General features: G+C 44.9%; 21 protein-coding genes and 5 pseudogenes. 18 read left to right on the plus strand and 8 right to left on the minus strand.

Annotated features, from left to right (window positions below):
• Nucleotide 1 precedes the first annotated feature (1 nt).
• The 5 genes and pseudogenes from thrC (at nucleotide 2) to DXE31_RS11320 (ending at nucleotide 4,716) form a co-directional block, all read left to right on the plus strand.
• Nucleotides 2–1,444, plus strand: a complete 1,443-nt coding sequence (thrC, locus tag DXE31_RS06100; protein ID WP_114698672.1) for a threonine synthase — start codon at nucleotides 2–4, stop codon at nucleotides 1,442–1,444.
• Between the two features lie 29 nt (nucleotides 1,445–1,473).
• Nucleotides 1,474–2,621 (plus strand): annotated as a pseudogene (locus tag DXE31_RS06105) (molybdopterin molybdotransferase MoeA); the annotation flags it as partial.
• 289 nt (nucleotides 2,622–2,910) lie between these two features.
• A complete protein-coding gene (locus DXE31_RS06110; RefSeq protein WP_231969540.1) occupies nucleotides 2,911–2,982 on the plus strand; it encodes a ubiquitin family protein in 72 nt (23 codons plus the stop codon).
• A 1-nt stretch (nucleotide 2,983) separates the two neighbouring features.
• Nucleotides 2,984–3,511 (plus strand): annotated as a pseudogene (locus tag DXE31_RS06115) (molybdenum cofactor biosynthesis protein MoaE).
• Nucleotides 3,508–4,716: pseudogene (locus tag DXE31_RS11320) on the plus strand (carboxylesterase/lipase family protein). Before DXE31_RS06115 ends, DXE31_RS11320 begins: the two co-directional pseudogenes overlap by 4 nt.
• A gap of 569 nt (nucleotides 4,717–5,285) precedes the next feature.
• Here the strand turns inward: DXE31_RS11320 and DXE31_RS11325 are convergent.
• Nucleotides 5,286–5,600, minus strand: coding sequence for a GIY-YIG nuclease family protein (locus DXE31_RS11325; RefSeq protein ID WP_231969416.1), 315 nt, complete (start codon nucleotides 5,598–5,600; stop codon nucleotides 5,286–5,288).
• On the opposite strand from DXE31_RS11325, the gene clpB reads away from it, so the two are divergent.
• The 3 genes and pseudogenes from clpB to DXE31_RS06150 all read left to right on the plus strand — a co-directional run bounded on the left by clpB (nucleotide 5,587) and on the right by DXE31_RS06150 (nucleotide 9,722).
• Nucleotides 5,587–8,190, plus strand: coding sequence for an ATP-dependent chaperone ClpB (gene clpB, locus DXE31_RS06140; RefSeq protein WP_114698194.1), 2,604 nt, complete (start codon nucleotides 5,587–5,589; stop codon nucleotides 8,188–8,190). The genes DXE31_RS11325 and clpB overlap by 14 nt on opposite strands.
• A gap of 129 nt (nucleotides 8,191–8,319) precedes the next feature.
• A pseudogene (locus DXE31_RS06145) lies at nucleotides 8,320–9,174 on the plus strand (beta/alpha barrel domain-containing protein); the annotation flags it as partial.
• A 107-nt stretch (nucleotides 9,175–9,281) separates the two neighbouring features.
• Nucleotides 9,282–9,722: an HIT family protein gene (locus tag DXE31_RS06150; protein ID WP_114698195.1), complete on the plus strand. Its 441-nt coding sequence runs from the start codon at nucleotides 9,282–9,284 to the stop codon at nucleotides 9,720–9,722.
• On the opposite strand, the gene DXE31_RS06155 is transcribed toward DXE31_RS06150, so the two are convergent.
• Genes DXE31_RS06155 through DXE31_RS06175 form a run of 5 tightly spaced genes read right to left on the minus strand, consistent with a single transcriptional unit; the run spans nucleotide 9,719 to nucleotide 13,936 of the window.
• Nucleotides 9,719–10,144, minus strand: coding sequence for a DUF1841 family protein (locus DXE31_RS06155; protein ID WP_114698673.1), 426 nt, complete (start codon nucleotides 10,142–10,144; stop codon nucleotides 9,719–9,721). The two genes, DXE31_RS06150 and DXE31_RS06155, sit on opposite strands and share 4 nt — an antisense overlap.
• Nucleotides 10,137–10,793 (minus strand): endonuclease III, encoded by a 657-nt coding sequence (gene nth, locus DXE31_RS06160; RefSeq protein ID WP_114698196.1) that lies wholly within the window; start codon nucleotides 10,791–10,793, stop codon nucleotides 10,137–10,139. Before nth ends, DXE31_RS06155 begins: the two co-directional genes overlap by 8 nt.
• A complete protein-coding gene (gene rsxB / locus DXE31_RS06165; RefSeq protein WP_114698197.1) occupies nucleotides 10,793–11,479 on the minus strand; it encodes an electron transport complex subunit RsxB in 687 nt (228 codons plus the stop codon). The genes nth and rsxB overlap by 1 nt, the downstream gene beginning before the upstream one ends.
• A 42-nt stretch (nucleotides 11,480–11,521) precedes the next feature.
• Entirely contained in the window at nucleotides 11,522–12,691 is a 1,170-nt protein-coding gene (locus DXE31_RS06170; RefSeq protein WP_114698198.1) for a polyhydroxyalkanoate depolymerase, read from the minus strand.
• A 45-nt stretch (nucleotides 12,692–12,736) separates the two neighbouring features.
• Nucleotides 12,737–13,936: an amino acid aminotransferase gene (locus DXE31_RS06175; RefSeq protein WP_114698199.1), complete on the minus strand. Its 1,200-nt coding sequence runs from the start codon at nucleotides 13,934–13,936 to the stop codon at nucleotides 12,737–12,739.
• Nucleotides 13,937–14,107: 171 nt separating this feature from the next.
• Here DXE31_RS06175 and uvrB point away from each other — a divergent pair, with 171 nt between their 5' ends.
• From uvrB to fdx, 8 genes and pseudogenes are all read left to right on the plus strand, one after another.
• Nucleotides 14,108–16,252: an excinuclease ABC subunit UvrB gene (gene uvrB, locus DXE31_RS06180; protein WP_231969417.1), complete on the plus strand. Its 2,145-nt coding sequence runs from the start codon at nucleotides 14,108–14,110 to the stop codon at nucleotides 16,250–16,252.
• Between the two features lie 136 nt (nucleotides 16,253–16,388).
• On the plus strand, nucleotides 16,389–16,961 hold the full coding sequence (locus tag DXE31_RS06185) for a Fe-S cluster assembly transcription factor (RefSeq protein ID WP_114698200.1): 573 nt from the start codon (nucleotides 16,389–16,391) through the stop codon (nucleotides 16,959–16,961).
• A 28-nt stretch (nucleotides 16,962–16,989) separates the two neighbouring features.
• Nucleotides 16,990–18,249 (plus strand): IscS subfamily cysteine desulfurase, encoded by a 1,260-nt coding sequence (locus tag DXE31_RS06190; RefSeq protein WP_114698201.1) that lies wholly within the window; start codon nucleotides 16,990–16,992, stop codon nucleotides 18,247–18,249.
• A gap of 30 nt (nucleotides 18,250–18,279) precedes the next feature.
• Nucleotides 18,280–18,666: a Fe-S cluster assembly scaffold IscU gene (gene iscU / locus DXE31_RS06195; protein ID WP_114698202.1), complete on the plus strand. Its 387-nt coding sequence runs from the start codon at nucleotides 18,280–18,282 to the stop codon at nucleotides 18,664–18,666.
• A gap of 12 nt (nucleotides 18,667–18,678) precedes the next feature.
• The gene (gene iscA / locus DXE31_RS06200) at nucleotides 18,679–19,002 is read left to right on the plus strand and encodes an iron-sulfur cluster assembly protein IscA (RefSeq protein WP_114698203.1); all 324 of its coding nucleotides are present in this window, start codon (nucleotides 18,679–18,681) and stop codon (nucleotides 19,000–19,002) included.
• On the plus strand, nucleotides 18,980–19,507 hold the full coding sequence (gene hscB, locus DXE31_RS06205; RefSeq protein WP_415077818.1) for a Fe-S protein assembly co-chaperone HscB: 528 nt from the start codon (nucleotides 18,980–18,982) through the stop codon (nucleotides 19,505–19,507). Before iscA ends, hscB begins: the two co-directional genes overlap by 23 nt.
• A 28-nt stretch (nucleotides 19,508–19,535) precedes the next feature.
• Nucleotides 19,536–21,374 (plus strand): annotated as a pseudogene (gene hscA / locus DXE31_RS06210) (Fe-S protein assembly chaperone HscA).
• Between the two features lie 34 nt (nucleotides 21,375–21,408).
• On the plus strand, nucleotides 21,409–21,747 hold the full coding sequence (gene fdx, locus DXE31_RS06215) for an ISC system 2Fe-2S type ferredoxin (protein WP_114698205.1): 339 nt from the start codon (nucleotides 21,409–21,411) through the stop codon (nucleotides 21,745–21,747).
• Between the two features lie 180 nt (nucleotides 21,748–21,927).
• Here the strand turns inward: fdx and DXE31_RS06220 are convergent, their stop codons facing one another.
• Nucleotides 21,928–22,491, minus strand: coding sequence for a LysR substrate-binding domain-containing protein (locus DXE31_RS06220; RefSeq protein ID WP_231969418.1), 564 nt, complete (start codon nucleotides 22,489–22,491; stop codon nucleotides 21,928–21,930).
• Nucleotides 22,492–22,511: 20 nt separating this feature from the next.
• Nucleotides 22,512–22,793, minus strand: a complete 282-nt coding sequence (locus DXE31_RS06225; RefSeq protein WP_114698207.1) for a LysR family transcriptional regulator — start codon at nucleotides 22,791–22,793, stop codon at nucleotides 22,512–22,514.
• Nucleotides 22,794–22,976: 183 nt separating this feature from the next.
• On the opposite strand from DXE31_RS06225, the gene DXE31_RS11330 reads away from it, so the two are divergent.
• Together DXE31_RS11330 and DXE31_RS11335 are read left to right on the plus strand one after the other, a co-directional pair.
• The gene (locus tag DXE31_RS11330; protein ID WP_114698208.1) at nucleotides 22,977–23,405 is read left to right on the plus strand and encodes a hypothetical protein; all 429 of its coding nucleotides are present in this window, start codon (nucleotides 22,977–22,979) and stop codon (nucleotides 23,403–23,405) included.
• Nucleotides 23,406–23,567: 162 nt separating this feature from the next.
• Nucleotides 23,568–23,906, plus strand: a complete 339-nt coding sequence (locus DXE31_RS11335) for a molybdopterin-binding protein (RefSeq protein WP_231969419.1) — start codon at nucleotides 23,568–23,570, stop codon at nucleotides 23,904–23,906.
• Nucleotides 23,907–24,088 lie beyond the last annotated feature (182 nt).

Here is a 24,088-nt window from a genome sequence, read left to right on the forward strand (position 1 = left end):
GATGCGTTACCAATCTACTCGGGGTAATAGCCCACAACAATCCTTTTTAGAAATTTTATTAGGTGGATTGGCGCCTGATGGCGGCTTGTACTTGCCGACTCACTATCCGCAAGTAACAAAAGCACAATTAGATTCCTGGCGAGGAATGCCTTACGCCGATTTGGCTTATGAAATTTTAAGTTTGTATTGTGATGACATTCCTGAAGCAGATTTACGCTTACTCTTAAGGAAGAGTTATACCGAGCTGGTGTATTGCAATGGTCGGTCAGACGATAATGCTAAGGATATTACGCCTTTGCATTGGCTGGGCGAGGAAGATGGCACTCGTATTGGTCTTTTGAGTCTTTCCAATGGCCCTACCTTGGCGTTCAAGGATATGGCGATGCAGTTGCTTGGTCATCTTTTTGAATATACACTCAAGAAAAAAGGTCAGCAACTTAATATATTGGGTGCTACATCTGGCGACACGGGAAGCGCAGCTGAATATGCCATGCGCGGCAAGGAGGGTGTCAAAGTGTTTATGCTCTCACCTCGTGGCAAGATGAGCGCCTTTCAATCTGCGCAAATGTATTCCTTGCAGGACCCGAATATTTTTAATTTAGCAGTAGCCGGTGTTTTTGATGATTGCCAAGATATCGTGAAGGCAGTAAGTAATGATCGCGCTTTCAAAGCAAAGAACCAAATTGGCACTGTGAACTCGATTAATTGGGGTCGGGTAGTTGCTCAGGTGATCTATTACTTCCAAGGTTATCTGTTAGCCACTAAGTCTAGCTCTGAGAAGGTCTCGTTTACTGTACCCTCTGGAAATTTTGGCAACGTTTGTGCTGGCCACATTGTTCGAATGATGGGTTTGCCTATCGAACATCTTATTGTTGCCACTAATGAGAACGATGTATTGCATGAATTTTTCAATACAGGCGTATACCGAGCGCGTAAACCTACTGAAACATTGCATACCTCAAGCCCTTCTATGGATATTTCTAAGGCAAGTAATTTCGAGCGCTTTGTATTTGACTTCATGGGGCAAGACGGAAAAGTTACCGCAGCGATGTTCAGGCAAGTTGAAGAGGCCGGCGGATTTGATATCTCCAAAGATGCAGTATTTAAAGGGCTTGGTAAGTATGGCTTTCGGTCTGGTCGCAGTTCGCATAAAAATCGCCTTGAAACAATTCGCGATATTGATCAACGCTATGGCGTCATGATCGATACGCACACCGCAGACGGTGTAAAGGTTGCACGTGAACATTTGCAAGCTGGAGTTCCGATGATCGTGCTTGAAACGGCTTTACCTATCAAGTTTGAAGAGACGATTGAAGTTGCCTTAGGCCGTCCAGCGGAATGTCCGCCTGCATTTAAAGATATTAAGTCTAAGCCGCAGCGCGTAGACAATATTGACGCAAATGTCGAGCAAGTTAAAGACTTCATCACAACGCATCTCAGTTAACACAAAAATCCATTATGAATAAGCCACCGATGTGGACCGCGCAGCAGGCTTTAGATCATTTACTTTTATATGCAGTCGCGGTAAATGAAGTCGAGAAGGTTGCAATGCAGTCGGCTTTAGGTCGTGTTCTAGCCGAAAATGTTAATAGCCTAGTTGATGTGCTGCCGCTAGACAATACCTCAATGGATGGCTATGCCGTACGTTGTACTGATACCACTTCGGTAGGAAGTACATTAAAAATTGCTCAGCGCATTCCAGCTGGTTCAATGGGAACACAGCTGGAGCCAGGCACTGCTGCTCGTATTTTCACTGGTGCCCCTGTTCCTCCAGAGGGGCGGATGCGGTAGTAATGCAAGAAGATTGTGCCGTAGGGAGTGAATCTGACCTAGCAACCATCAACATTGCGCCCATAACAGGTCAGTGAATTCGTCGTAGAGGTGGTGAGGATTTCACTGCTGGTAAAACGGCTCTTTCTGCGGGTATTTTCTTGCGCCCCCAGGAGTTGGGGGTAACTGCTTCTGCCGGTTTAACGCATTTGAATGTGAAACGTCGCGTTAGGGTTGCAGCATTTTTTACAGGGGATGAATGAGCTCTCCCTGGTGAGCCGCTAAAACCAGGCGGTATTTATAATTTGAATCGCGACACACTGTTAGCTTGTCGTAAATCGCTGGGTTGTGATGCGACTGATTTAGGAATCGTTCTTGATCGTCTGGATACAAGAAGAGAAGCATTGAGGCGAGCTAGCAAAGATCACGATTTGATTATTACCTCTGGTGGCGTATCCGTTGGTGAAGAGGATCATATTAAACCTGCCGTCACTGCTGAAGGAAGGTTGAATCTCTAGCAGATTATTGCTATCAAGCCTGGTAAACCTCTAGCATTTGGCGCTGTTCGTAAGACGGAAGATTTAAAAGATGGCGAAGCTTGATTTATCGGTTTGCCTGGACATCCAGTTTCTAGCTTTGTTACTTTCTTGATATTTGTCCGTCCCTTCATTCTCAAGTTGCAGGGTTGTGACGCTACACAACCTCGGTCTTACCTTATGCGTGCAGACTTTGATTGGTTAAAAGCGGATCGTCGTAATGAATTCTTGCGCGTCAAGATGAATGACCAAGGCGGCCTTGATTTATTCCCCAACCAAAGTTCTGGAGTCCTGACTAGTGCTTCTTGGGGTAATACCTCAGACCAGGGGTGATCTCGCTCAATCAAATAAGACCCTGAGATCAGCAATCGTTTTTACCGACGCAGGAATAGTCACACTCTCTTGCGAAACGCCAAGGGCTTCATGGAATGAGGCAAAGAATCGGAGCTCAAGTTTCATAAAGCAATCGTAATCTGATTATTTCAGGAGCGCATCAAAGGGGATGTATTTTACAAGATCACCCTTTTTGATTGACTGATTTGATGGGCAGTCGACTAAGCCATTAGCACACGGCAAAGTGCTTCGCTGTGCACTCAATCAACATATGGTGGATCCACACACCTCATTGCAAGATGAGGCTGAAGCGGCCTTTTTCCCGTCAGTAACTGGAGGTTGAATTGTCTAATTCTTCTCATCGTATCCAAGAAAGTAATTTTGATCTTAGCGCTGAAGTTGCAGCGTTGCGCAAGAGTGACCCGCGCGTTGGTGCGGTAGTAACATTCTTAGGTACTGTACGTGATATGAATGACGGCAGCCAGGTCCGAAGTATGACACTTGAGTATTACCCTGGCATGACTGAAAAAGCGCTTCAAGAAATTCTGGATCAAGCTGAAGAGCGCTGGGATATCTATAAATCCTTAGTAATCCATCGTGTTGGTCCATTATTGCCTGGGGATCAAATAGTCTTGGTGGCAGTAACGAGTGCCCATCGTGGTGAAACCTTCTCGGCCTGCGAATTTATCATGGACTATCTCAAAACAGCAGCCCCATTTTGAAAAAAAGAAGATATACCAGGGGGTTCACGTGGGGTTGATGCCAGAGTCACTGACGAGACGGTTATGGTTCGTTGGAATAAAAAATTACCCCCCCTTTTTTTCTTATTTGTGGAGTACATCCTCATTTCTAGAGCCAGCAAATTAAAATGAAAAAAGTATTTATATCGCTTCTTAGCTTGATTGCGTTCGGTGTATTTGCTGCTGATCGACCGATTGTTAAGGTTGAGACAGGCAGTCTTCAAGGTGTTATTGCGTACAACATGCAAGCTTTTAAAAATATTCCCTATGCCGCTGCTCCACCATTAGGTGATTTGCGGTGGCGCCCTCCGCAACCGGCGCCCTCTTGGAATGGGGTGCGCGATGCTAGTCAGTTTGGAAGCGCTTGTCCTCAGCAATACATTAAAAATCTCAGTGATAGTCTTGGGCTTCCAGGTAGTGAAGATTGCTTAAAGCTCAACGTTTATGGACCCGCTAAGCCTGGTAAGAATTTGTCAGTGATGGTTTGGATACATGGTGGAGGTTTGATCGTTGATGAGGCAAGAGATCCGCAATTCACCAAAATTAATTTAGTAAAAAATGGTGCGATCGTAGTTATGGTTGATTACCGCTTGGGTTCATTAGGCTTTTTTGCATCAAAAGAATTGATTGATGAGGTAAAGGCAACGGGCGAGCCAGTGGGCAACTACGGAACGATGGATTAGATCGTCTCTTTAAAGAGGGTCAAAAAGAATATTGAAGCTTTTGGGGGTGATCCTAATAATGTGACGATATTTGGTCAATCTGCCGGTGGTAGAAGTGTTACTTGGTTGATGGTTTCGGATGCGGCGAAGGGCTTGTTTCATAAAGCGATTGCCCAAAGTGCTCAGCAGAGTCCGTTGCGCGGTATGACTGAAAAGCGATTTGGCCTAACACCTGAGATAGATATTGGTACAAAGTACATGTCTTCACTTGGGGTGAAATCGCTTGCTGAATTAAGAAAGTTACCAATTCAAAAGTTGGTTCTTGATGGCACTGCCTATTACGCTGGCGAATTTGGCGGTCCTTTTGTAGACGATCAGATTTTGAAGAGTGACCCCATTCCTTTGTTTGCAGCCGGTAAGAAGGCAAAGGTACCGTTTATGATAGGCACCAATTCGTTCGATAGTGACTTTATGTTGTCTGGCGAGCCTTCATTGGATGTATGCATAAAGAAGATTTATGAAGCCCCAAAAATTATTGAGAAGCTATACGTGGATGTAAAAGACAAATGTATTTTGAATTCCTTTGTCATACAAGATTTAATGTATAGTGCAAGTACTAAGATCTTGGCTAATAGCATGAATGGTGTTGCTTCCGGGATATGCCTATTGCTTTGATTATTTAATCCTTAATATTCGGGCCTCATCACCGGGTGTGCCTCATACTTACGAGATCCCTTACGTCTTTGGAAGTTTGAGTTTCATGCCCCAAGCGCCAAAACAGCCTTTAAAAGGCGTAAATCAATGCGCTCGTATTGGAAAAGATGTTGCTGAGTTCAACAAACATATGCGTGGCCTAAAGATTAGCTTCCGATCGTAGATAAAAATAGTCCTCAAGATCAGGCGATTAGTGAAAAGATGTCTGCAAGCTGGGCAGCGTTTGCGAGGACTGGAAATCCCAAGGTGAGTGGTCAGGCAAATTGGCTTATTTACACCCTCAATGTGGACATCATGAGAAACTTTTCATCAGGACCAGAAACAGTCACTGGATTATTGAAAGATCGGGTAGCCTACCAGGCTTTTCATTGAAGAGAAATCTACTTGATCGAACGTTTAAAAGACGCTTTCTAAAAAAATCTAGGAAGTCACCAATCAACCATCCTTCGGGATGGTTTTTGTTCTTAAGGAAATAGCGGTGGTGCTTTTGAAGAGGGCCACTTTCTCAGAGCGAGGAAGTTGCTTTAATTTCATCTCAGCCTTGGATGCTTCAGATCTGTCTGAGTACTCTTGGGTAGCCAAGAGGATGACTGGGGTCGACGTGCTCGGGTGTAGCGAGCACCATGCCCGGAATTATGGGCTGCTAGACGATGTTCTAGGCGGTGAGTGATGCCGGCATAGTAAGTGTCATTAGAGCATTCAAGAAGGTAAACGAGCGCCAGGTCAAAATAGGGGAAATTAGGGTTAAAAAGGGCGTTAAAACCCTTGAAATTAGCAATATTGTATATATATTGTATAGATAGATCTACATGGAGTGGATGGGATATAAAAATGAGAATAGACAAATTAACAACAAAATTTCAAGAGGCCCTCAGCGAGGCCCAAAGTATTGCTTTAGCGAAAGATAATCAATACATTGAACCAGCCCATGTGCTGTTGGCAATGTTGCGGGCTTCTGATGGTTGGGCAAAGAGTTTGTTGGTCCGCGCAGGCATCAATGTTGCTGGCCTTGAACAAGGTGTTGAGAAGTTTATTAGTAGCTTTCCTGAAGTCCAAGGTACGAGTGGGGAGGTTCAAGTTGGTCGCGACGTAAGTAATTGGCTTAACTTATCTGAGAAAGAGGCAAATAAGCGTAATGACCAATTTATTGCTGGTGAACTTTTTTTGCTAGTTGTAGCTGATGACAAAGGTAAGCTTGGCAAGATTGCTCGTGAGAATGGATTAAATCGTAAATCGTTAGAAGCGGCTATTGATCTAGTGCGCGGAGGAGAATCGGTGAATAGTGCAGATGCTGAAGGCCAACGTAAAGCCTTAAAGAAATACACAGTGGATCTAACTGAGCGTGCTCGTATGGGTAAGCTCGATCCAGTGATTGGTCGGGATGATGAGATTCGTCGCACCATTCAGATTTTGCAACGTCGCGGTAAAAATAATCCCGTACTCATTGGTGAGCCAGGAGTAGGAAAGACTGCGATCGTTGAAGGTCTAGCGCAGCGCATCGTTAATGGTGAGGTGCCTGAAACTTTGAAGAACAAGCGTGTCTTAGTTTTAGATATGGCATTGCTCTTAGCTGGCGCCAAATATCGCGGTGAATTTGAAGAGCGCCTCAAAGCGGTTTTAAGTGATGTCGCTAAGGACGAAGGACAAACCATCATCTTTATCGATGAGATACATACGATGGTGGGTGCTGGTAAAGGCGATGGTGCAATGGATGCTGGCAATATGCTTAAGCCGGCCTTAGCACGTGGCGACTTGCACTGCATTGGCGCAACTACATTAGATGAATACCGAAAGTATATTGAGAAAGATCCGGCATTGGAGCGGCGTTTCCAAAAGGTTATGGTAGAAGAGCCTAGTGTCGAGGCGACAATTGCTATCTTGCGTGGCTTACAAGAGCGTTATGAGTTACACCATGGGATTGAAATTACCGATCCAGCTATTGTTGCGGCTGCTGAGTTATCGCATCGTTACATGACTGATCGTTTCTTGCCAGATAAGGCGATTGACTTAATAGACGAGGCTGGTTCTCGTATTCGCATGGAGATCGACTCCATGCCTGAGGTTATGGATAAACTCGAGCGTCGCTTGATTCAGTTAAAAATTGAGCGTGAAGCCGTGAAGAAGGAAAAGGATGAGGCTTCTCAAAAACGCCTTGACTTGATAGAGGAAGAAATTAAGCGTCTTGGTGCTGAGTATGCAGATCTCGAGGAGATCTGGAAGGCAGAGAAAGGCGCTGTACTTGGTGCCGCTAATCTGAAGGAAGAGATCGAGAAAGTTAAAGCCGAGATTGCAAAACTGCAACGCGAGGGCAAACTAGAAAAGGTTGCTGAGTTGCAGTACGGCAAATTGCCTGAGCTTGAGGCCAAACTCAGGTCTGCTGCTGCGGCTGAAGCCAAAGGTGATAAAGATGGTGTTGTAACGAACAAACTGTTACGTACTCAGGTGGGCGCTGAAGAAATTGCCGAAGTAGTTTCGCGCGCTACTGGCATTCCTGTATCCAAGATGATGCAGGGTGAGCGTGATAAGTTGCTCAAGATGGAAGAGCTTCTACATAAGCGTGTAGTTGGCCAAGAAGAGGCCATCACTGCTGTATCAGATGCTATCCGCCGCTCCCGTGCTGGTTTGGCTGAAGAGAAGCGCCCTTATGGATCGTTCTTGTTTCTTGGGCCTACTGGTGTTGGTAAGACCCAGCTGTGTAAAGCATTAGCTGGCTTCTTGTTTGATAGTGAAGATCATCTCATTCGTATTGATATGAGTGAGTTCATGGAGAAGCATAGCGTTGCGCGTCTGATTGGGGCGCCTCCTGGCTATGTTGGTTATGAGGAGGGTGGTTACCTTACTGAGCAAGTCCGTCGTCATCCTTATAGCGTTATTTTGTTTGACGAGATTGAGAAAGCACATCCAGATGTATTTAACGTACACTTGCAAGTGTTAGATGATGGTCGCTTAACAGATGGTCAGGGTCGTACCGTTGACTTCAAAAATACCGTGATTGTGATGACCAGTAATATTGGCTCACATTTAATTCAATCAATGGCAGACAAGAAACAAGCGGAAATTAAAGAGGCGGTATTTGAAGAGCTGAAGAACCACTTCCGTCCTGAGTTCCTCAACCGAATTGACGAAATCGTTGTGTTCCATGGTTTAGATAAAGGCAATATTGCCAATATTGCAAAAATCTTGTTGAAGAACTTATCAGAGCGTTTGGCAAAAGTCGATATGCAGCTCGAGGTGAGTGATGCGGTTTTAAGTAAGATTGCTGAGGTCGGTTTTGATCCAAGCTTTGGGGCAAGACCTCTCAAGCGCGCTATTCAGCAGTATATTGAGAACCCTGTTTCCAAGATGATCTTGGAGGGCAAGATTGGCCCTAAGGATGTAGTGTCTGTGGATGTGGATAAAAAAGGTGACTTTAGCTTTACGCGCCAAGTTCACTAAGAAATATTTTTACAAATTTCCTAAAATTTACTTGCGTGTGATTTTGAAGTGTCGAAACTCTTCTATAAGATTCAATACTTGAATTGGTCTTAAGGCTCCTCAAATTTTGAGGTACTTGTTTAACTTAGGAAAGGAATCACGCGTGGATATACCGCTGAGGACGTTGTATGTCTTCGTGGTTCATTGAAGATTGAGCACACTTTAGCAAAGCATGGCGCAGAGCGCATCTGGGAGTGAGTCAACAATGAGGCTTACGTAAACTGCTTAGGTGCTTTGACTGATGATGGCCAAGTTATGCAACAAGTAAAAGCTGGCATCTAAGCAATTTACTTGTCAGGTTAGCAAGTTGCTGCTGACGGCAACTCCTATGCAGCCATGTACCCAGATCAATCTTTATATCCAGTAGATTCTGTGCCTAAGATGGTTGAACGCATCAATAACTCATTCCAGCGCGCTGATGAGATTCAAACTGCTAAAGGTATCAATTCCGGTGATCCTGGATACATTGAGTACTTTGCTCCAATCGTTGCTGAAGCTGCTGACTTGTTGACATCTAGCTACGATGAAAAGGACAAGCCATGCAATCTCACGTGGCTTGGCATACGCTGCATATGCAGACATCGTTTGGTGTGAAACTGGAACACCTAATCTTGAGTTTGCGCGTTAGTTCGCTGAAGCAATTTGTGCAAAGTTTCAACGTGAATTAGGTGTGATGGGTCATAAATATCAATTTATTTCTCTCCCTGGTATCCACTCTATGTGGGTACAACATGTATGACTTGGCAAGTCTACTCTAAGCGTGGCATGACTGCATATGTAGAAAAAGTACAAGAGCCAGAATTTGCTGCACGTGATCGTGGCTACACATTCGTATCCCATCAGCAAGAAGTTGGTACTGGTTACTTCGAGGAAGTCACTACGGTTATTCAGGGTGGTAAGTCCTCTGTAACAGCATTAACTGCGTCAACTAGATCCCTAAAGTAGCACGTAGTAAGGGGGGCACAGCACAGTAATCATTTACCAATACTGCCACGGCACCTAAATGACCCCACAAGGGTGACTTAGGTGCCGTTTTCTTTTACATTTCTTCCATGACTAATTGTGTGCTTTGTAAAGATGACCTAAAGCCTGAAGAAGGTCTATTCATTTGGCGAGGTGATGACTGTCGCGTCATCTTAGTAAATGATCCAGATCTGCCGGGATTCTGCCGCGTAATATGGAATCAGCACATAGCTGAGATGACGGATCTTACCCATGGTGAGCGCGAACATCTTATGACTTTGGTATTTGCGGTGGAAGAAGCTGTCCGTCATGTGATGCAGCCCGATAAGGTGAATTTAGCGGCTTTAGGAAATATGGTCTCGCATATTCACTGGCATGTCATTCCGCGATTTAAGGATGATGTATTTTTCCCAGGATCCTCTTGGTCTAAAAGGACCCAAGAGACTTCTGCTGATACTCTAGCGGCAAGAAGAAAAGAGGCTCAAGAGTTACCTGCGGCGATTAGGGCTGTTATTTCAAATCTTGCTTAAGTAAGTTTTTTCAAGGCCTCTAAATATTTCCCCGGATTCAACGGCTGACCTTCACGTTGGGCTTCCCACATTATTTGGCCAAGAGACTCCATCATCAGGTGCTGTGCTTCATGAATTGAACCCATTTTTAGTGAGAGCTTATCTGCAATTTCTGTAATGCCAGGCGGTTGATTAATCGAAATTTGCTCGCTAATAGATAAATGCATTGAAAGATGTAGGAATGGATTGGTCCCCCACCGCTCTGGTGTGTAGTCTTGCTCAAGCGCTCCTTCAGAGTCGGCCAGAAGAGTGTGAGATTCAGGGTGCTCAATCATCCAATCGCTGGCAATAGTTTCCATCGGATCCAGAATGTGATTTTCGGTTTTCTTTTTCCAGGTGTCACAAAAAAAGCGACGCACTGCTTCTCGGGTTGGATTAAATATTGTCACGAATTTTTCCTTTTCCAGTCTTTTGCTTGAACCCACATAAAGGCTCCACTATGCATTGCGCGCATTCTGGATTGCGGGCCTTGCAAGTATATCGGCCATGCAAAATTAACCACTGATGAGCGTCTAAGAGATACTCTTGAGGAACACGCTTGAGTAGTTGCTCCTCTACCTTCGCCACATTTTTACCTGGCGCCAGTCCTGTGCGGTTTGAAACTCGAAAGATATGGGTGTCTACTGCAATAGTAGACTGACCAAATGCGGTATTCAGAATGACATTAGCTGTTTTTCGACCAACCCCTGGTAAGGCTTCCAATTCTTCGCGAGTTTGTGGTACTTGACCCCCATGTTTTTCTAAGAGAAGACTGCAAGTCTCTTGCATGTGTTTTCCTTTTGAGTTGAAAAGACCAATATGCTGAATATAGGGGCGAACACCTTCTTCACCCAGATCTAGAAGGGCTTGGGGGGTGTTGGCCACTTTGTATAGTTCTCGGGTGCCTTTATTAATCGATACATCGGTTGCCTGTGCAGAGAGCAATACTGCGATTAGCAATTCAAATGGCGAGCTATATTCGAGCTCAGTTTTAGGTTTGGGGTTGTTGGCTTTTAGTTGCTCAAAAAAAGCACGGCGCTTTTCTAGATTCATCATTTCTTTTGCTGAGCTCTTGCAATTGCAGCTGCAATAATGGCGCGCTTGCGTTCTTGTTCTGTTAATTCTTCTGCGGATTGAGGAATTTCGCTGTTGACTGACTTTAATTTAGCAGCAGCTTTTTTAGCTAGACGATCATCATTATCTTTTTGCTCACGATCAAGACGATTTTCTCGATCGTGATAGCGTTGACGAGCAATATTGGCAAGGTCCTGAGACCAGGCATCCCAGCCAGTTTGGGTGCCGGTGACGTCAATCATGCTGATGCAATCTACAGGGCATGGTGGAATGCACAGGTCGCAACCGGTACACCACTCAGAGAGTACAACATGCATCTGCTTGGATGCGCCCACTATCGCATCAACAGGACATGCTTGGATGCAAAGCGTACATCCAATGCACTTTTGTGGATCAATAAAGGCAACAGGCCGAGGACGTTCAATGCCGCATTCTGGATTGATGGCGGGATGAAGATCAAATGCATCCTGCGGGTAGATGGGGGTGAGAAGCCTGCTCAGTCGTTTAATGCCTTCAATACCTCCAGGAGGGCACCGATGAGGTAGTGCCTCGCCTGAGGCCATAGCCTCTGCATATTCCCTGCAATCTAGGTAGCCGCATTTGGTGCATTGGGTTTGCGGAAGGATATCTTCTAACTGATTGGCGAGGATGTTGGAGTGACTCATGTAAGTGAGAATCTTATTAAAAATTAAGGCTCCTTAGAACCCTTAATTTATGCTGACTTGGTAGTCTTCGCAGCAAATTTTTTCGCACTCTGATGCTCTCGATTCATGAGTAAAGCGGGTTTGACCACTTCCAGAGATATCGTCAAGCTCACCTTCAATAGTAAGAAGGGCGGTCTTTTTAATGTCTTGTGGTTTTACAAGTTCACCAGCAACTTCCCAGGTGCCGTTTGGTAAGGCATAGTCTTGGAAAACAGTTTTGATCGTATCCAAATAGAACTTGGAATCTAAATCTAAAACTGCGTTGTATTCGTCATAGAAGCAAATATGCGATTCTGCATCTTGCCCGTCTCCGCGTACCAAGTTTTGGAAGTAATCCCAATGCGACTGTAGATGGTTCTGCTGCGGGTTCATGGCAATGAAGCCAGTGTGCTGCAAGAAGCCTGGATACATCTTACGGCCAGCGCTTGGGTAGTTAGTAGGGGGTACGTTATAAATAACGTGACTCTGGCACCACTCATAAGACTGCTGATCAGCTAAGCTGTTCACAGCAGTAGGTGACTTGCGTGCATCAATTGGGCCACCCATCATAATCATCGATGCTAGAGTCGGGTCGCCAGCAGATGCCATCAAAGAAATTGCACCTAAGGTTGGAACCGTTGGTTGGCATACAGAAATCACATGCAAATCTTTAGCGCCGATCGTACGAATAAATTCTTGAATGTAATGAACATAGTCATCGAGACCAAATTCGCCATCTTCAACGCGAACTAAACGAGCATCGATCCAAGCGGTGATGTAAACCTTATGGTCTTGCAAGAGCGTGCGAACTGTATCACGTAATAGCGTTGCGTGGTGACCCGATAAAGGTGCCACAACTAAAACCACCGGATCTTCTTTGAGTTTCTTGATCACTTCGACATCGTCAGAGAAGCGCTTAAAACGTACTAAATTACAAAATGGTTTTGCAAGCGTGGTTATTTCATGGATGGCAACTTCGCGACCGTGGGTTTGAACTGAGCGCATACCGAATTCTAGTTTTTTATAGTTTTTACCAAGACGGTAAAGAAGGTCGTAGCTAGCCTCTAAACGCTCAGATCCTTGAACTATCGATGCTGGATTGGAGGCGTTAATGCAAGCCTCTGATGCAGCGCGCGCCCAAGAGCTGACTGGTTGAAGTAATGCTTTTTGAAATTCGTGCAACTGATATAGCATGGTACCTCCCTCCGGAGGTACAGTGTATCCGCTTATTATGCTCGATTAAGCTAATACGCGGGCGATTGCTTTGGCCACTTTATCAATATTTTTAGTATTGAGGGCCGCCACACAAATGCGTCCAGTAGAGAGGGCGTAAATGCCATCTTCTTTCTGTAAGCGTTCAACTTGCTCTGCAGTTAAGCCTGAGTAAGAAAACATGCCACGTTGTTTCTCGATGAAAGCAAAGTCTTGCTTCACACCAGCAGCTGCGAGTTTTTCAACAAAACCATGACGCATCGTCTTAATACGATCACGCATTTCTGCTAATTCAGCTTCCCAGAGCTGATGTAATTCTGGTGAATTCAAAACAGCGGCTGCAATAGCTGCTCCGTGAGTTGGTGGATTGGAGTAGTTGGTACGAATCACATGCTTCAATTGCGACAGCACGCGAGTAGATTCATTTTTGCTCTGAGTCACGATAGACAATGCACCAACACGTTCGCCATAGAGCGAGAATGATTTTGAGAAAGAGCTGGACACAAAGAAAGACATGCCTGATTGCGCAAAGAGACGTACTGCAATCCCGTCTTGTTCAATGCCGGCTGCGAAGCCTTGGTAAGCCATATCCAAGAAGGGGAGGAGCCCTTTAGCCTTGCAGATATCAATCACTTTTGGCCACTGCGCTTCTGTGATATCCGCCCCAGTAGGATTGTGGCAGCATGCGTGCAGCAACACCGTCGTGTTTTTTGGGAAAGACTCCAAAGATTTCACCATGCCATCGAAATCAACGCCACGTCTCTTGCCATCAAAATAGGTGTACTCGACTACCTCAAATCCAGCAGATTCAAAAATACCGCGATGGTTTTCCCATGTAGGGTTACTGATAGCGCAAGGTGCATTTAAATTCAGACGTTTGATAAAGTCTGCGCCTACACGTAAAGCGCCTGTACCGCCCAAACATTCAGCTGTCACTACTCGACCATCTTTAATAAGGGCAGAATCTGAGCCGAATAATAAATTTTGTACTGCAGCGTTGTACGGATTTAGACCCTCGATGGGGATGTAGTTGCGAGGTAAATGCTTTGCAACAATAGCTTCCTCTGCTTCGATCACTGCTTTTAAAAGTGGTACCTTGCCCTCATCTGTGTAATAGACACCAACACCTAAATTCACCTTGTCACCGCGCTGGTCTGCAACATAGGCTTCGGTAAGGCCAAAAATCGGATCTTTAGGGGCTAATTGAACTGAGGCAAACAGGGTCATTGGAGGTGGGAAAGAATGGTTGTGGGGTTTTTTGGTTTGTATTTGACGTTAAATTCGGCTTAATTCTCGGTTTTTGAGTTCAGAATCAACTATTTTCTAAGAAAAACGGCAAAATCATTGTTTGTACAAAATTTTCTGTGAAGAAAGCTCACAGGTGAAATGATAGCCGAGATGCCCCCTAAATTGCCCAAAATTGAATCCAATTCTGAAGTAAAAGCGGTAAATAAAAGCCCAGTGGCAGATCCTTTGGGCGAGGCAGGTCACGATCTTGATCCGGCGAAATTCGTCACCTGCCCTAACTCCCCTTATCAGCTTTACCAGCCTTTTCCCCCTGCTGGAGATCAACCGCAGGCAATTGACGCCATAGTTGAAGGTATTGAGGACGGCTTGACCTTCCAGACGCTTTTGGGCGTAACGGGGTCTGGCAAGACCTACACAATGGCTAATGTGATCGCCCGAACAGGTCGTCCAGCCATTATTTTTGCCCCCAATAAGACTCTGGCTGCCCAACTTTATAGTGAATTTAGAGAGTTTTTCCCGAAAAATGCCGTTGAGTACTTTGTTAGCTATTACGACTACTACCAGCCAGAGGCTTACGTCCCTCAACGCGACATTTTTATAGAAAAAGACTCCTCGATTAATGAGTACATCGAGCAGATGCGTTTATCGGCTACTAAGAGTTTGTTAGAACGTCGAGACGTCATTATCGTAGCTACGGTATCTGCAATTTACGGCATCGGCAATCCTGGTGACTATCACAGTATGGTGATGACATTGCGACCAGGCGACAAGATGAGTCAGCGCGATATTTTGATGCGCTTGATCGCGATGCAATATGCCCGTAATGAAACAGATTTCAAGCGTGGTGTATTTCGTGTTCGTGGCGACACGATTGATATCTTTCCTGCTGAACATAACGAACTAGCAGTACGCGTTGAGCTATTTGATGACGTTATTGAAAGCTTGCAATTTTTTGACCCTCTCACTGGAAGAGTTCGTCAAAAAATTCTGCATTTTACAGTTTACCCAAGTTCGCACTACGTGACACCACGCGATACTGTTTTGAAAGCTATTGAAACTATCAAAATAGAATTACGAACTCGCTTGGATGAGTTCGTGAAAGAGGGTAAGCTAATAGAGGCGCAACGTCTCGAGCAGCGCACTCGTTTTGATTTGGAGATGCTCAATGAGTTTGGTGTCTGCAAGGGGATTGAGAACTACTCACGGCATCTCTCTGGAGCTACTCCTGAGGAGGCCCCTCCTACCCTGGTGGACTATCTTCCTAACGATGCTTTGATGTTTCTCGATGAAAGTCATGTACTGATTGGGCAACTCAATGCCATGTACAACGGAGACAAGTCGCGTAAACATACTTTGGTGGAATTTGGTTTTCGCTTACCCTCAGCAATGGATAATCGTCCGCTGAAATTTACCGAGTTTGAAACCAAGATGCGTCAAACAATATTTGTTTCCGCTACTCCAGCTGAGTACGAGAATACGCATCAAGGTCAAGTAGTTGAGCAAGTTGCTAGGCCTACTGGATTGGTGGATCCGGAAATTGAAGTCTTACCTGCAAGCACTCAAGTGGATGATTTATTGGATCAAATTCACGCGCGTGTCAAAGTGGGTGAACGTGTATTAGTAACCGTGCTGACTAAACGCATGGCTGAACAGTTAACAGACTATCTATCTGACAATGGCGTTAAAGTACGTTATGTGCATTCGGATATCGACACAGTAGAACGTGTTGAAATTTTGCGTGACTTACGTTTGGGCGTCTTCGATGTTTTGGTTGGTATTAATTTATTGCGCGAAGGTTTGGATATTCCCGAAGTTTCTTTAGTGGCAATTTTGGATGCAGATAAAGAAGGATTCTTGCGCTCAGAGCGCAGCTTGATCCAGACGATTGGTCGAGCAGCGCGTAATGTCCGTGGAAAAGCCATTTTGTATGCTGATAAGGTTACTGATTCCATGCGTAGGGCCATGGGGGAGACCGAAAGACGCCGTGCCAAGCAAATTACCTTTAATAAACTTCATGGAATTGAGCCCAAGGGTGTACAAAAGCGTATCAAGGACATCATTGATGGCGTCTATGACGTGAAAGAGAAACGTCAGGAGATGCAAATAGAGCAGGAGCGGGCCCGCTATGAAGATATGGGTGAGAAAGGCTTGGCTGCAGAGATTAAGCGCCTCGAGAAGCAAATGAACGCTGAGGCTAAAAATTTAGAGTTTGAAAAGGCTGCTAGCACCCGCGATAGGCTTACCAAGGTCAAAGAAATAGCTTTTGGAGCCCGGCCTAGAGACGCAATCGCTTAAATCCAGGTCCCCTATGGGGATTTTTGGGACAATTCCCGAGCAAATTCTTGGGTTATATGATAAAGTTGAGCGTAATGGTCGGGTATTATCTGCTCGACTGTTAGCTGTCCATAACCATCCATTACCAAGGTGACATATGAGACTTACAACCAAAGGTCGTTTTGCAGTAACCGCAATGATTGATTTAGCGCTGCGTGAAGCGCAGGGGCCAGTGACTCTGGCCGGAATCAGTCAAAGACAAAAGATTTCCCTCTCCTATCTCGAGCAATTGTTCGGCAAACTACGCCGCTTCAATATAGTCGAGAGTACACGCGGTCCTGGTGGTGGATACACCCTAGCACGTCCATCTTCAGAGGTGAGTGTTGTCGACATTATGGTCGCTGTCGATGAGCCTCTTGATGCAACTCAGTGCGGCGGTAAAGGAAATTGTCATAGCGATGAAGAGAGTCATGGCCGCTGCATGACTCATGACCTATGGAGTAATTTAAATTCCAAAATGGTTGAGTACTTAAGCCCAGTCAGTTTGCGTGATCTTGTTCAGCAGCAAGAAGGCCGCGGAGTTGTTATTCAAGACATGTGCCAGAAGAAAATAAAAGTTGAGAGTGCGAAAAAAGCAGAGAAAACTGCCCCCGCACTAGCGGCTAAAAAAGAAATCGCTCCAAAGGCGCCATTAATAAACTCTGTATTCAATTTGGCGCGACAAAGTTAATAACGTACTACCCATTGATAGATAAACCATGAACGCCCCAAAAGACCTGCCACAGCAACCGGTTCCGATGTTTAGCCCAAAGCATTTTCCGGTGTACATGGACTACTCTGCTACAACACCGATTGATTCTCGTGTGGTTGACAAAATGTTGCCTTATTTGCGTGAGCAATTTGGTAATGCTGCTTCTCGAAGTCACGCCTATGGTTGGGCTGCTGAAGAAGCGGTTGAATGGGCTCGCTCAGAGGTTGCTCAATTAATCCACGCTGACCCAAGAGAAATCGTATTCACCAGTGGTGCGACTGAAAGCATTAATTTGGCATTAAAGGGTGCAGCGCATTTCTACAAAGATCGTGGTAATCACATCATTACGGTGAAGACTGAGCACAAAGCCACTCTGGATACTTGCCGTGAGCTGGAGCGTGAAGGTTTCGAAGTGACTTACCTCGACATGTTGCCTAATGGCTTAATTGATTTCACTCAACTTGAAACGGTGATGAGGCTAGGTACCATTTTGGCATCGGTGATGTATGTCAATAATGAAATTGGCGTTGTGCAAGATATTCCTTGTATTGGGGAATTGTGTCGTTCCCGTGGTGTGATTTTTCATGTAGATGCTGCTCAAGCAACCGGCAAGATAGACATTGATCTAGAAAAAACTACAGTCGACTTAATGAGTTTTTCGGCTCACAAGACTTATGGGCCTAAAGGCATTGGCGCTTTGTTTGTGCGTCGTAAGCCACGTATTCGCATAGAAGCGCAAATTCATGGCGGTGGCCATGAGCGCGGTATGCGTTCAGGCACATTAGCTGTTCACCAGATCGTAGGTATGGGGGAAGCGTTTCGCATTGCTCGAATGGAGATGGCCGAAGAAAACAAACGTATTCGTACTTTGCGTGATCGCTTGCTAAATGGCTTAAAAGATATAGAAGAGGTTTATGTGAACGGCGATATGGATGATCGTGTTCCGCATAACCTCAATATCAGCTTTAACTACGTTGAAGGTGAATCAATGTTGATGGCTCTGAAAGACTTGGCAATTTCATCTGGTTCGGCATGTACCTCAGCGTCACTTGAGCCGTCTTATGTATTGCGCGCCTTAGGCCGCAATGATGAATTGGCGCATAGTTCTATTCGTTTTACCTTAGGCCGCTTTACTACAGAGGAAGAGGTTGATTTCACTATTAAGCTAGTGCAAGAGAAGATTGCTAAGTTGCGTGAGTTATCCCCACTTTGGGAGATGTACAAGAACGGAATCGACCTCAGCACGATTCAATGGGCAGCACACTAAGAAATATTTGAGACGAAAGAGGAAAATACCATGGCATATAGCGAAAAGGTCATTGACCACTACGAGCATCCCCGTAACGTTGGCTCATTTGAGAAGGGTGATGATAGTGTTGGTACTGGCATGGTTGGCGCTCCAGCTTGTGGAGACGTGATGAAGTTGCAGATTCGCGTGAATGATCAAGGTGTTATTGAAGATGCAAAGTTTAAGACTTACGGTTGTGGCTCTGCGATTGCCTCATCTTCATTGGTAACCGAATGGGTTAAGGGTAAAACTTTGGACCAAGCGCTTGAGATCAAAAACTCACTCATCGCAGAAGAGTTGGCTTTGCCACCAGTGAAAATTCACTGCTCTATTTTGGCGGAAGATGCGATAAAAGCGGCAGTTGCAGATTACACAGAAAAGCATATGGCGAAATAAGCAGAGATCACTATGGCTATTACCTTAACTGACAAAGCAGCAGCACACGTGAACCGCAATTTAGAAAAGCGCGGTAAAGGTTGTGGTTTACGCTTGGGTGTTCGTACTACAGGTTGCTCTGGTTTAGCCTATCAGCTCGAGTATGTAGATGAGCCTGCTGCTGAAGACCAGGTATTTGAGTCAAATGGAATAAAAGTATTCGTTGATCCAAAGAGTTTGGCTTATTTGGATGGTACAGAGCTAGACTTTGTACGTGAGGGTTTGAACGAAGGGTTTAAGTTTCAAAATCCAAACGTAAAAGATGAGTGTGGTTGTGGCGAATCCTTCCGCATCTGACGATTACTTCCGTTTCTTTGGATTAAAACAGCAATTCAACATCGATTTGCCTGCCCTTGACCAGGCATATTTAGCAGTTCAGAAAGAAGTACATCCAGATCGTCATGCGCGCGGTAGTGATGCCGAGCAACGTCTTGCAATGCAGATGGCTACATTGGCAAATACTGCGTTTCAGACACTCAAGAATCCGATTCAGCGTGGCTTATATATATGTCAGCTCCATGGAGTGGATGCTAAGTTAGAAACAAATACTGCCATGCCCACTGCTTTTCTGATGAAGCAGATGGAATGGCGCGAGAACCTGGATGAGCAGGCTGCAGACTTGCCCTCTTTAGAGGCTTTGATGATTGAGGTCGAAGAAGCTAAAGAGGAGACTCTTGCGGAAATTGCTCAAGCTATTGATGGCGCAAAAAAATACCAGCGCGCGGTTGAATTACTACGCGGTTTACTCTTTATCGATAAGTTTGCGGTTGAACTTGACGACACTATTGCAGCCTTCATTTAGCTCTCGCTAACGATAAACTCTATCCCTTATGGCCTTATTACAAATCTCTGAACCTGGAAAATCGCTGGCACCTCACCAGCGCCGTATTGCAGTTGGTATCGATTTAGGAACTACGAATTCTCTTGTAGCCATTGTGCGCGATGGCCTTCCCAAGGTATTGCCAGATTCCCAAGGCCGAGAATTGCTGCCATCAGTTATTCGTTATTTGCCAAATGGTAGAACCCAGGCTGGTTTTGAAGCACTCGAGAGTGTCGTTATTGATCCCAAGAACACCATTGTCTCGGTCAAGCGTTTTATGGGTCGTGGTTTGTTGGATGTAGATCATCTTGAAGGCGCTCCGTATGATTTTGTTGATCAGCCTGGTATGCTCAAGCTGAGAACCATTGCTGGTGATAAGAGTCCAATCGAAGTCTCCGCGGAAATTTTAGCGCGTTTGCGTCAATTAGCAGAAGACTCAGTCTCAGATGAAATTGTTGGTGCTGTTATTACGGTTCCCGCTTATTTTGATGATGCTCAGCGTCAAGCAGCCAAAGATGCTGCGAAGTTAGCTGGCATTGAAGTGCTTCGTTTATTGAATGAACCAACCGCTGCTGCAATTGCATACGGCTTAGATAATGCATCAGAGGGTGTTTATGCGGTCTATGATTTAGGTGGCGGTACTTTTGATATCTCGATTCTGCGCATGAGTCGGGGGGTGTTTGAGGTGCTTTCTACCGGGGGTGATTCAGCCTTGGGTGGTAATGACTTTGATCATCGTTTGTATTGCTGGGTCCTTGAACAAGCAAGGCTTCCTCCTTTATCTATTCAGGACCACCGTACACTCCTTCAAGCTTGTCAGCATGCCAAAGAACAGCTTAGTCACAATCCACTAGCGCGTGTTCACGTGACTCTCGCAGATGGTGCGGTTGTCAATGTTGGAGTTAGCCAGGCGCAATTCTTTGAGATCACCCAGAACTTAGTTTCTAAAACATTAATGGCTTGCAAGAAAACTCTTCGCGATGCTGGATTGAAAACTGAAGATATTAAAGGTGTAGTTATGGTGGGCGGCTCAACTCGTATGCCGAATGTTCAGCGCGCTGTCGGTGAGCTATTTGGAACACAGCCCTTAAATAATCTCAATCCTGATCAAGTGGTTGCTTTAGGTGCGGCGATGCAAGCTGACTTGCTAGTAGGCAATCAAAGTAAAGATGATGAATGGTTGCTCTTGGATGTCATTCCACTCTCGCTGGGTATTGAAACTATGGGTGGCTTGGTAGAAAAAATTATTCCTCGCAATACACCGATACCGGTAGCAAGAGCGCAGGATTTCACAACCTTTAAAGATGGTCAGACTGCCTTGGCGATTCAGGTAGTGCAGGGTGAGCGTGAACTGGCTCAGGACTGTCGTTCCTTAGGCAGGTTTGAGTTACGCGGTATCCCAGCAATGTCGGCAGGCGCTGCCCGGATTCGTGTCACTTTCCAAGTGGATGCTGATGGCCTTTTATCTGTAAGCGCCACAGAGCAAGATTCTGGTGTGAAGGCCTCCATTGATATCAAACCTTCTTATGGTTTAACGGATGCTCAGATTACGCGCATGTTGCAAGATGGTTTTGCAACCGCCAAGGAGGGCTTACTTTCTCGATCATTGCGTGAGGCAAGTTAATGCTCAGCGCTAGCAAGTGATCGTGTTGTGTTGAGTGCCGATGAACAGCAAAAAATTGATGCCGAAATGGCGACATTGCAAAAGATTTTGAATCAAGAATCAGATAGTGATGTCGTGCGTAAGGCGGTAGATCATGCCGCAAAAGCAACCGATGATTTTGCCCAAAAGCGTATGAACGCCAGTATTCAAAAGGCTTTATCTGGCAAAAACGTTGCTGAAATCTAAGTTCTCAAATATTCAAAATTAATAGAAAAGAATTATGACTCAAATCGTTGTTCTACCTCATAGTGAGTATTGCCCCGAAGGTGCGGTTGTTGAAGTTGCTCCTGGAACTTCGATTTGTGAAGTCTTACTTGAGAATGACATCCCGATTGAACATGCTTGCGATATGGTCTCTGCTTGCACTACTTGTCACGTTATTGTGAAAGAGGGCTATCAGAGTCTTAATCCTCCCGCTGAAAATGAGGAAGATATGCTCGATCGAGCTTGGGGTCTTAATTCACAATCTCGCCTTTCTTGCCAAGCAATCGTTGCCAAAGAAGATTTGGTGATTGAGATACCGAAATATTCAATTAACCATGCCAAAGAGAATCATTAAACAAAGATTTTTGCCCTTAGCAATTAAAAAAGTAGGCTCTTAAATCATGCACGTAAGAAAAAGCCTTGTTTATCGCTGAACTATTATGAATTTGTAGTTCATTCTTTAGGTAGAACCTCCAAAAGACATTTTCAGCCATCTTTAGGGATGGCTTTTTCTTTTAAGGGATACTTTTTTTCATTATTCCCGATAAAAATTGTTGCTTAATGATTTGAGTAACATTTTGTCGCTATGTTTCCTGCGTTCCAGTAAGCCCACTTTTCGATAGATCGTTTTTCCTGATAATTCTTTAAGCGAAAGCTGTCGATCCTCTGCCCAGGCAATGTTTGCACGTTTTGGAACTATCGAGTAACCAAGCCCTTGTCGCACCAGTTCAATAATGGCTGCTACGGAATTTAACTCCATGCTGTCTTGAATTTTGAGTTTATTGACTTTGATTGTCTGCTCAACCAAGTGTCCAGTCCAAGTATTTCGCTCAAAGCGAATAACAGGTAATTGACTATCGTGGCTCCTTGAAGATTTAATCGAGTTAGGCAAAATTAAAATCATGGGCTCTTTATAGAGCTCAGTCCATTGGACTGTTTGCGGTAATGCGAAAGGAGAAGACTCCGTTAGGAGCGATGCATCTAATGTGCCTTCCATGACTTGATTCAAGAAGTTGCTTGAAAGACCTGCGATCAGTTGTATCCCTAGTTCGGGATCATTTTGATTTAACTCATTTAGTGTTGTACCAAACGCACCCATGAGAGTTGACGCGAGCGCTCCTAAAACAATAGTGCCACTGAGTTCTGATTTAAGACCAGAGCCCCTAGGGACTCATATGTAGCAATTATTTCTTGTATCGGCTCTACTAGGGCGCGACCATTTCCATTCAGTGCAAGTGAGCGCTTAGTTCTGTCGAAAAGTTCCACATCAATTTCATGTTCTAGGTGTTGTAACTGCTGTCCTGCAGCAGCAGCCGTCAAGCCGATTTCCCTCGAAGCTGCCGCAACGCTTTTATGACGGGTGATGGCAATGAAATTTTTGAGAAGTTTGATACTAGACATGGTGCTGAGTATAAATAAATTCTTTATCTGATAAAAATTTATTTTCTATATGTTCATCAACTGTTATACCTAAGACCGAAGCTTGCTTAGGGCTAATAGTTATGCAAATTTTTTAATTTTGGTGATATGGTGTATGAAGAGAATATGCATGAAGTTAATGCGCACAATGGAGGCATTTGAAATATGTCGGATAAGAAAACTGTTTCTCAACGCCGTGACCGTGATTTCATTAAAAAATTACTAACTATTGGTGGTGGCGTTAGCGGAATTCTGGCTACGAAAACTGCACTCTCTCAAGCGAATGATGGCAATTTTTTAGCAATTGATCCTTGGACCAAAATCCAAGGATCTACGTTTATCAGTCCACCTTATGGATTGCCGTCTAAGTATGAGAAGGATGCAGTTAGGGTTCTTCCTTCGCCCCCACCTACTTTTTTAACTGGTTCGCGCACCCCTCCTGTACAAAATTTGCATTGGATTATTACTCCTAATGGTCTGGTTTTTGAAAGACACCATGCTGGTATGCCGGATATTAACCCCAATCAACATCGCCTAGTAATGCATGGGTTGGTTGACCGCCCAATGATTTTCTCAATGGAAGATATTGTGTGATTTCCATCAGAATCACGAGTTTATTTTTTAGAGTGCTTAGGTAATAGTGCGGCAGAGTTGAAGAAAGCAACCGTATTGGTATATGCGGAAAATGGAGCAATGTTACGAGTAGAGCAGAGCAGAGCTATCCCTTGCGACTATTTCTTCCGGAGTATGGGCAAGATGAGCATCAAATTGTTACGTCGGATTAAGTTGGGCATAGAGCCTTGGCAGACTCGCGAAGAAACGTCTGCCTACACTGATTTACTGCCTAGCGGAAAAGCTGAACAATGTGCGTTTGCAATGGATGTGCAGTCGGGGATTGCGCAGCCATCAGGAATGATGAAACTCAAATCAAAAGGCTTTTATGAAATTTCAGGATTTGCCTGGTCAGGTAAAGGCATGATTAAGCGTGTTGCAGTCTCATCAGATGGTGGCGCTTCTTGGTCGCAGGCTTGTGCTTCAGGAGCCGGTGATGGATCAATCCCTTGTTCGTTTTCGCTCCCCATGGATGTGGAATAGTGCTCCCGCGATGCTCATGAGTCGTGCCATGGTTTCTAGTGGCGCAGTTCAGCCGTCTATGGATGCTTGATTGAAAGTAAAAGGTGCAAACTTTTTTTATCACAACAATGCCATCCAACCTTGGCGTGTGGCAGCTAGAGGGGCGATTACGAATGGCCGCTAATCTTAATACTCTCAAAGAG

This window comes from Polynucleobacter necessarius, from assembly GCF_900095185.1.
Taxonomy (GTDB): domain Bacteria; phylum Pseudomonadota; class Gammaproteobacteria; order Burkholderiales; family Burkholderiaceae; genus Polynucleobacter.

What these genes read in the sequence shown, in the direction of transcription:
- thrC (WP_114698672.1), top strand. Translation starts at nt 2, where the DNA reads ATGCGTTACCAATCTACTCGGGGTAATAGCCCACAACAATCCTTTTTA.
- clpB (WP_114698194.1), top strand. Translation starts at nt 5,587, where the DNA reads ATGAGAATAGACAAATTAACAACAAAATTTCAAGAGGCCCTCAGCGAG.
- DXE31_RS06150 (WP_114698195.1), top strand. Translation starts at nt 9,282, where the DNA reads ATGACTAATTGTGTGCTTTGTAAAGATGACCTAAAGCCTGAAGAAGGT.
- nth (WP_114698196.1), bottom strand. Translation starts at nt 10,793, where the DNA reads ATGAATCTAGAAAAGCGCCGTGCTTTTTTTGAGCAACTAAAAGCCAAC.
- rsxB (WP_114698197.1), bottom strand. Translation starts at nt 11,479, where the DNA reads ATGAGTCACTCCAACATCCTCGCCAATCAGTTAGAAGATATCCTTCCG.
- DXE31_RS06170 (WP_114698198.1), bottom strand. Translation starts at nt 12,691, where the DNA reads ATGCTATATCAGTTGCACGAATTTCAAAAAGCATTACTTCAACCAGTC.
- DXE31_RS06175 (WP_114698199.1), bottom strand. Translation starts at nt 13,936, where the DNA reads ATGACCCTGTTTGCCTCAGTTCAATTAGCCCCTAAAGATCCGATTTTT.
- uvrB (WP_231969417.1), top strand. Translation starts at nt 14,108, where the DNA reads ATGCCCCCTAAATTGCCCAAAATTGAATCCAATTCTGAAGTAAAAGCG.
- DXE31_RS06185 (WP_114698200.1), top strand. Translation starts at nt 16,389, where the DNA reads ATGAGACTTACAACCAAAGGTCGTTTTGCAGTAACCGCAATGATTGAT.
- DXE31_RS06190 (WP_114698201.1), top strand. Translation starts at nt 16,990, where the DNA reads ATGAACGCCCCAAAAGACCTGCCACAGCAACCGGTTCCGATGTTTAGC.
- iscU (WP_114698202.1), top strand. Translation starts at nt 18,280, where the DNA reads ATGGCATATAGCGAAAAGGTCATTGACCACTACGAGCATCCCCGTAAC.
- iscA (WP_114698203.1), top strand. Translation starts at nt 18,679, where the DNA reads ATGGCTATTACCTTAACTGACAAAGCAGCAGCACACGTGAACCGCAAT.
- fdx (WP_114698205.1), top strand. Translation starts at nt 21,409, where the DNA reads ATGACTCAAATCGTTGTTCTACCTCATAGTGAGTATTGCCCCGAAGGT.
- DXE31_RS06220 (WP_231969418.1), bottom strand. Translation starts at nt 22,491, where the DNA reads ATGGGTGCGTTTGGTACAACACTAAATGAGTTAAATCAAAATGATCCC.
- DXE31_RS06225 (WP_114698207.1), bottom strand. Translation starts at nt 22,793, where the DNA reads ATGTCTAGTATCAAACTTCTCAAAAATTTCATTGCCATCACCCGTCAT.
- DXE31_RS11330 (WP_114698208.1), top strand. Translation starts at nt 22,977, where the DNA reads ATGTCGGATAAGAAAACTGTTTCTCAACGCCGTGACCGTGATTTCATT.
- DXE31_RS11335 (WP_231969419.1), top strand. Translation starts at nt 23,568, where the DNA reads ATGAGCATCAAATTGTTACGTCGGATTAAGTTGGGCATAGAGCCTTGG.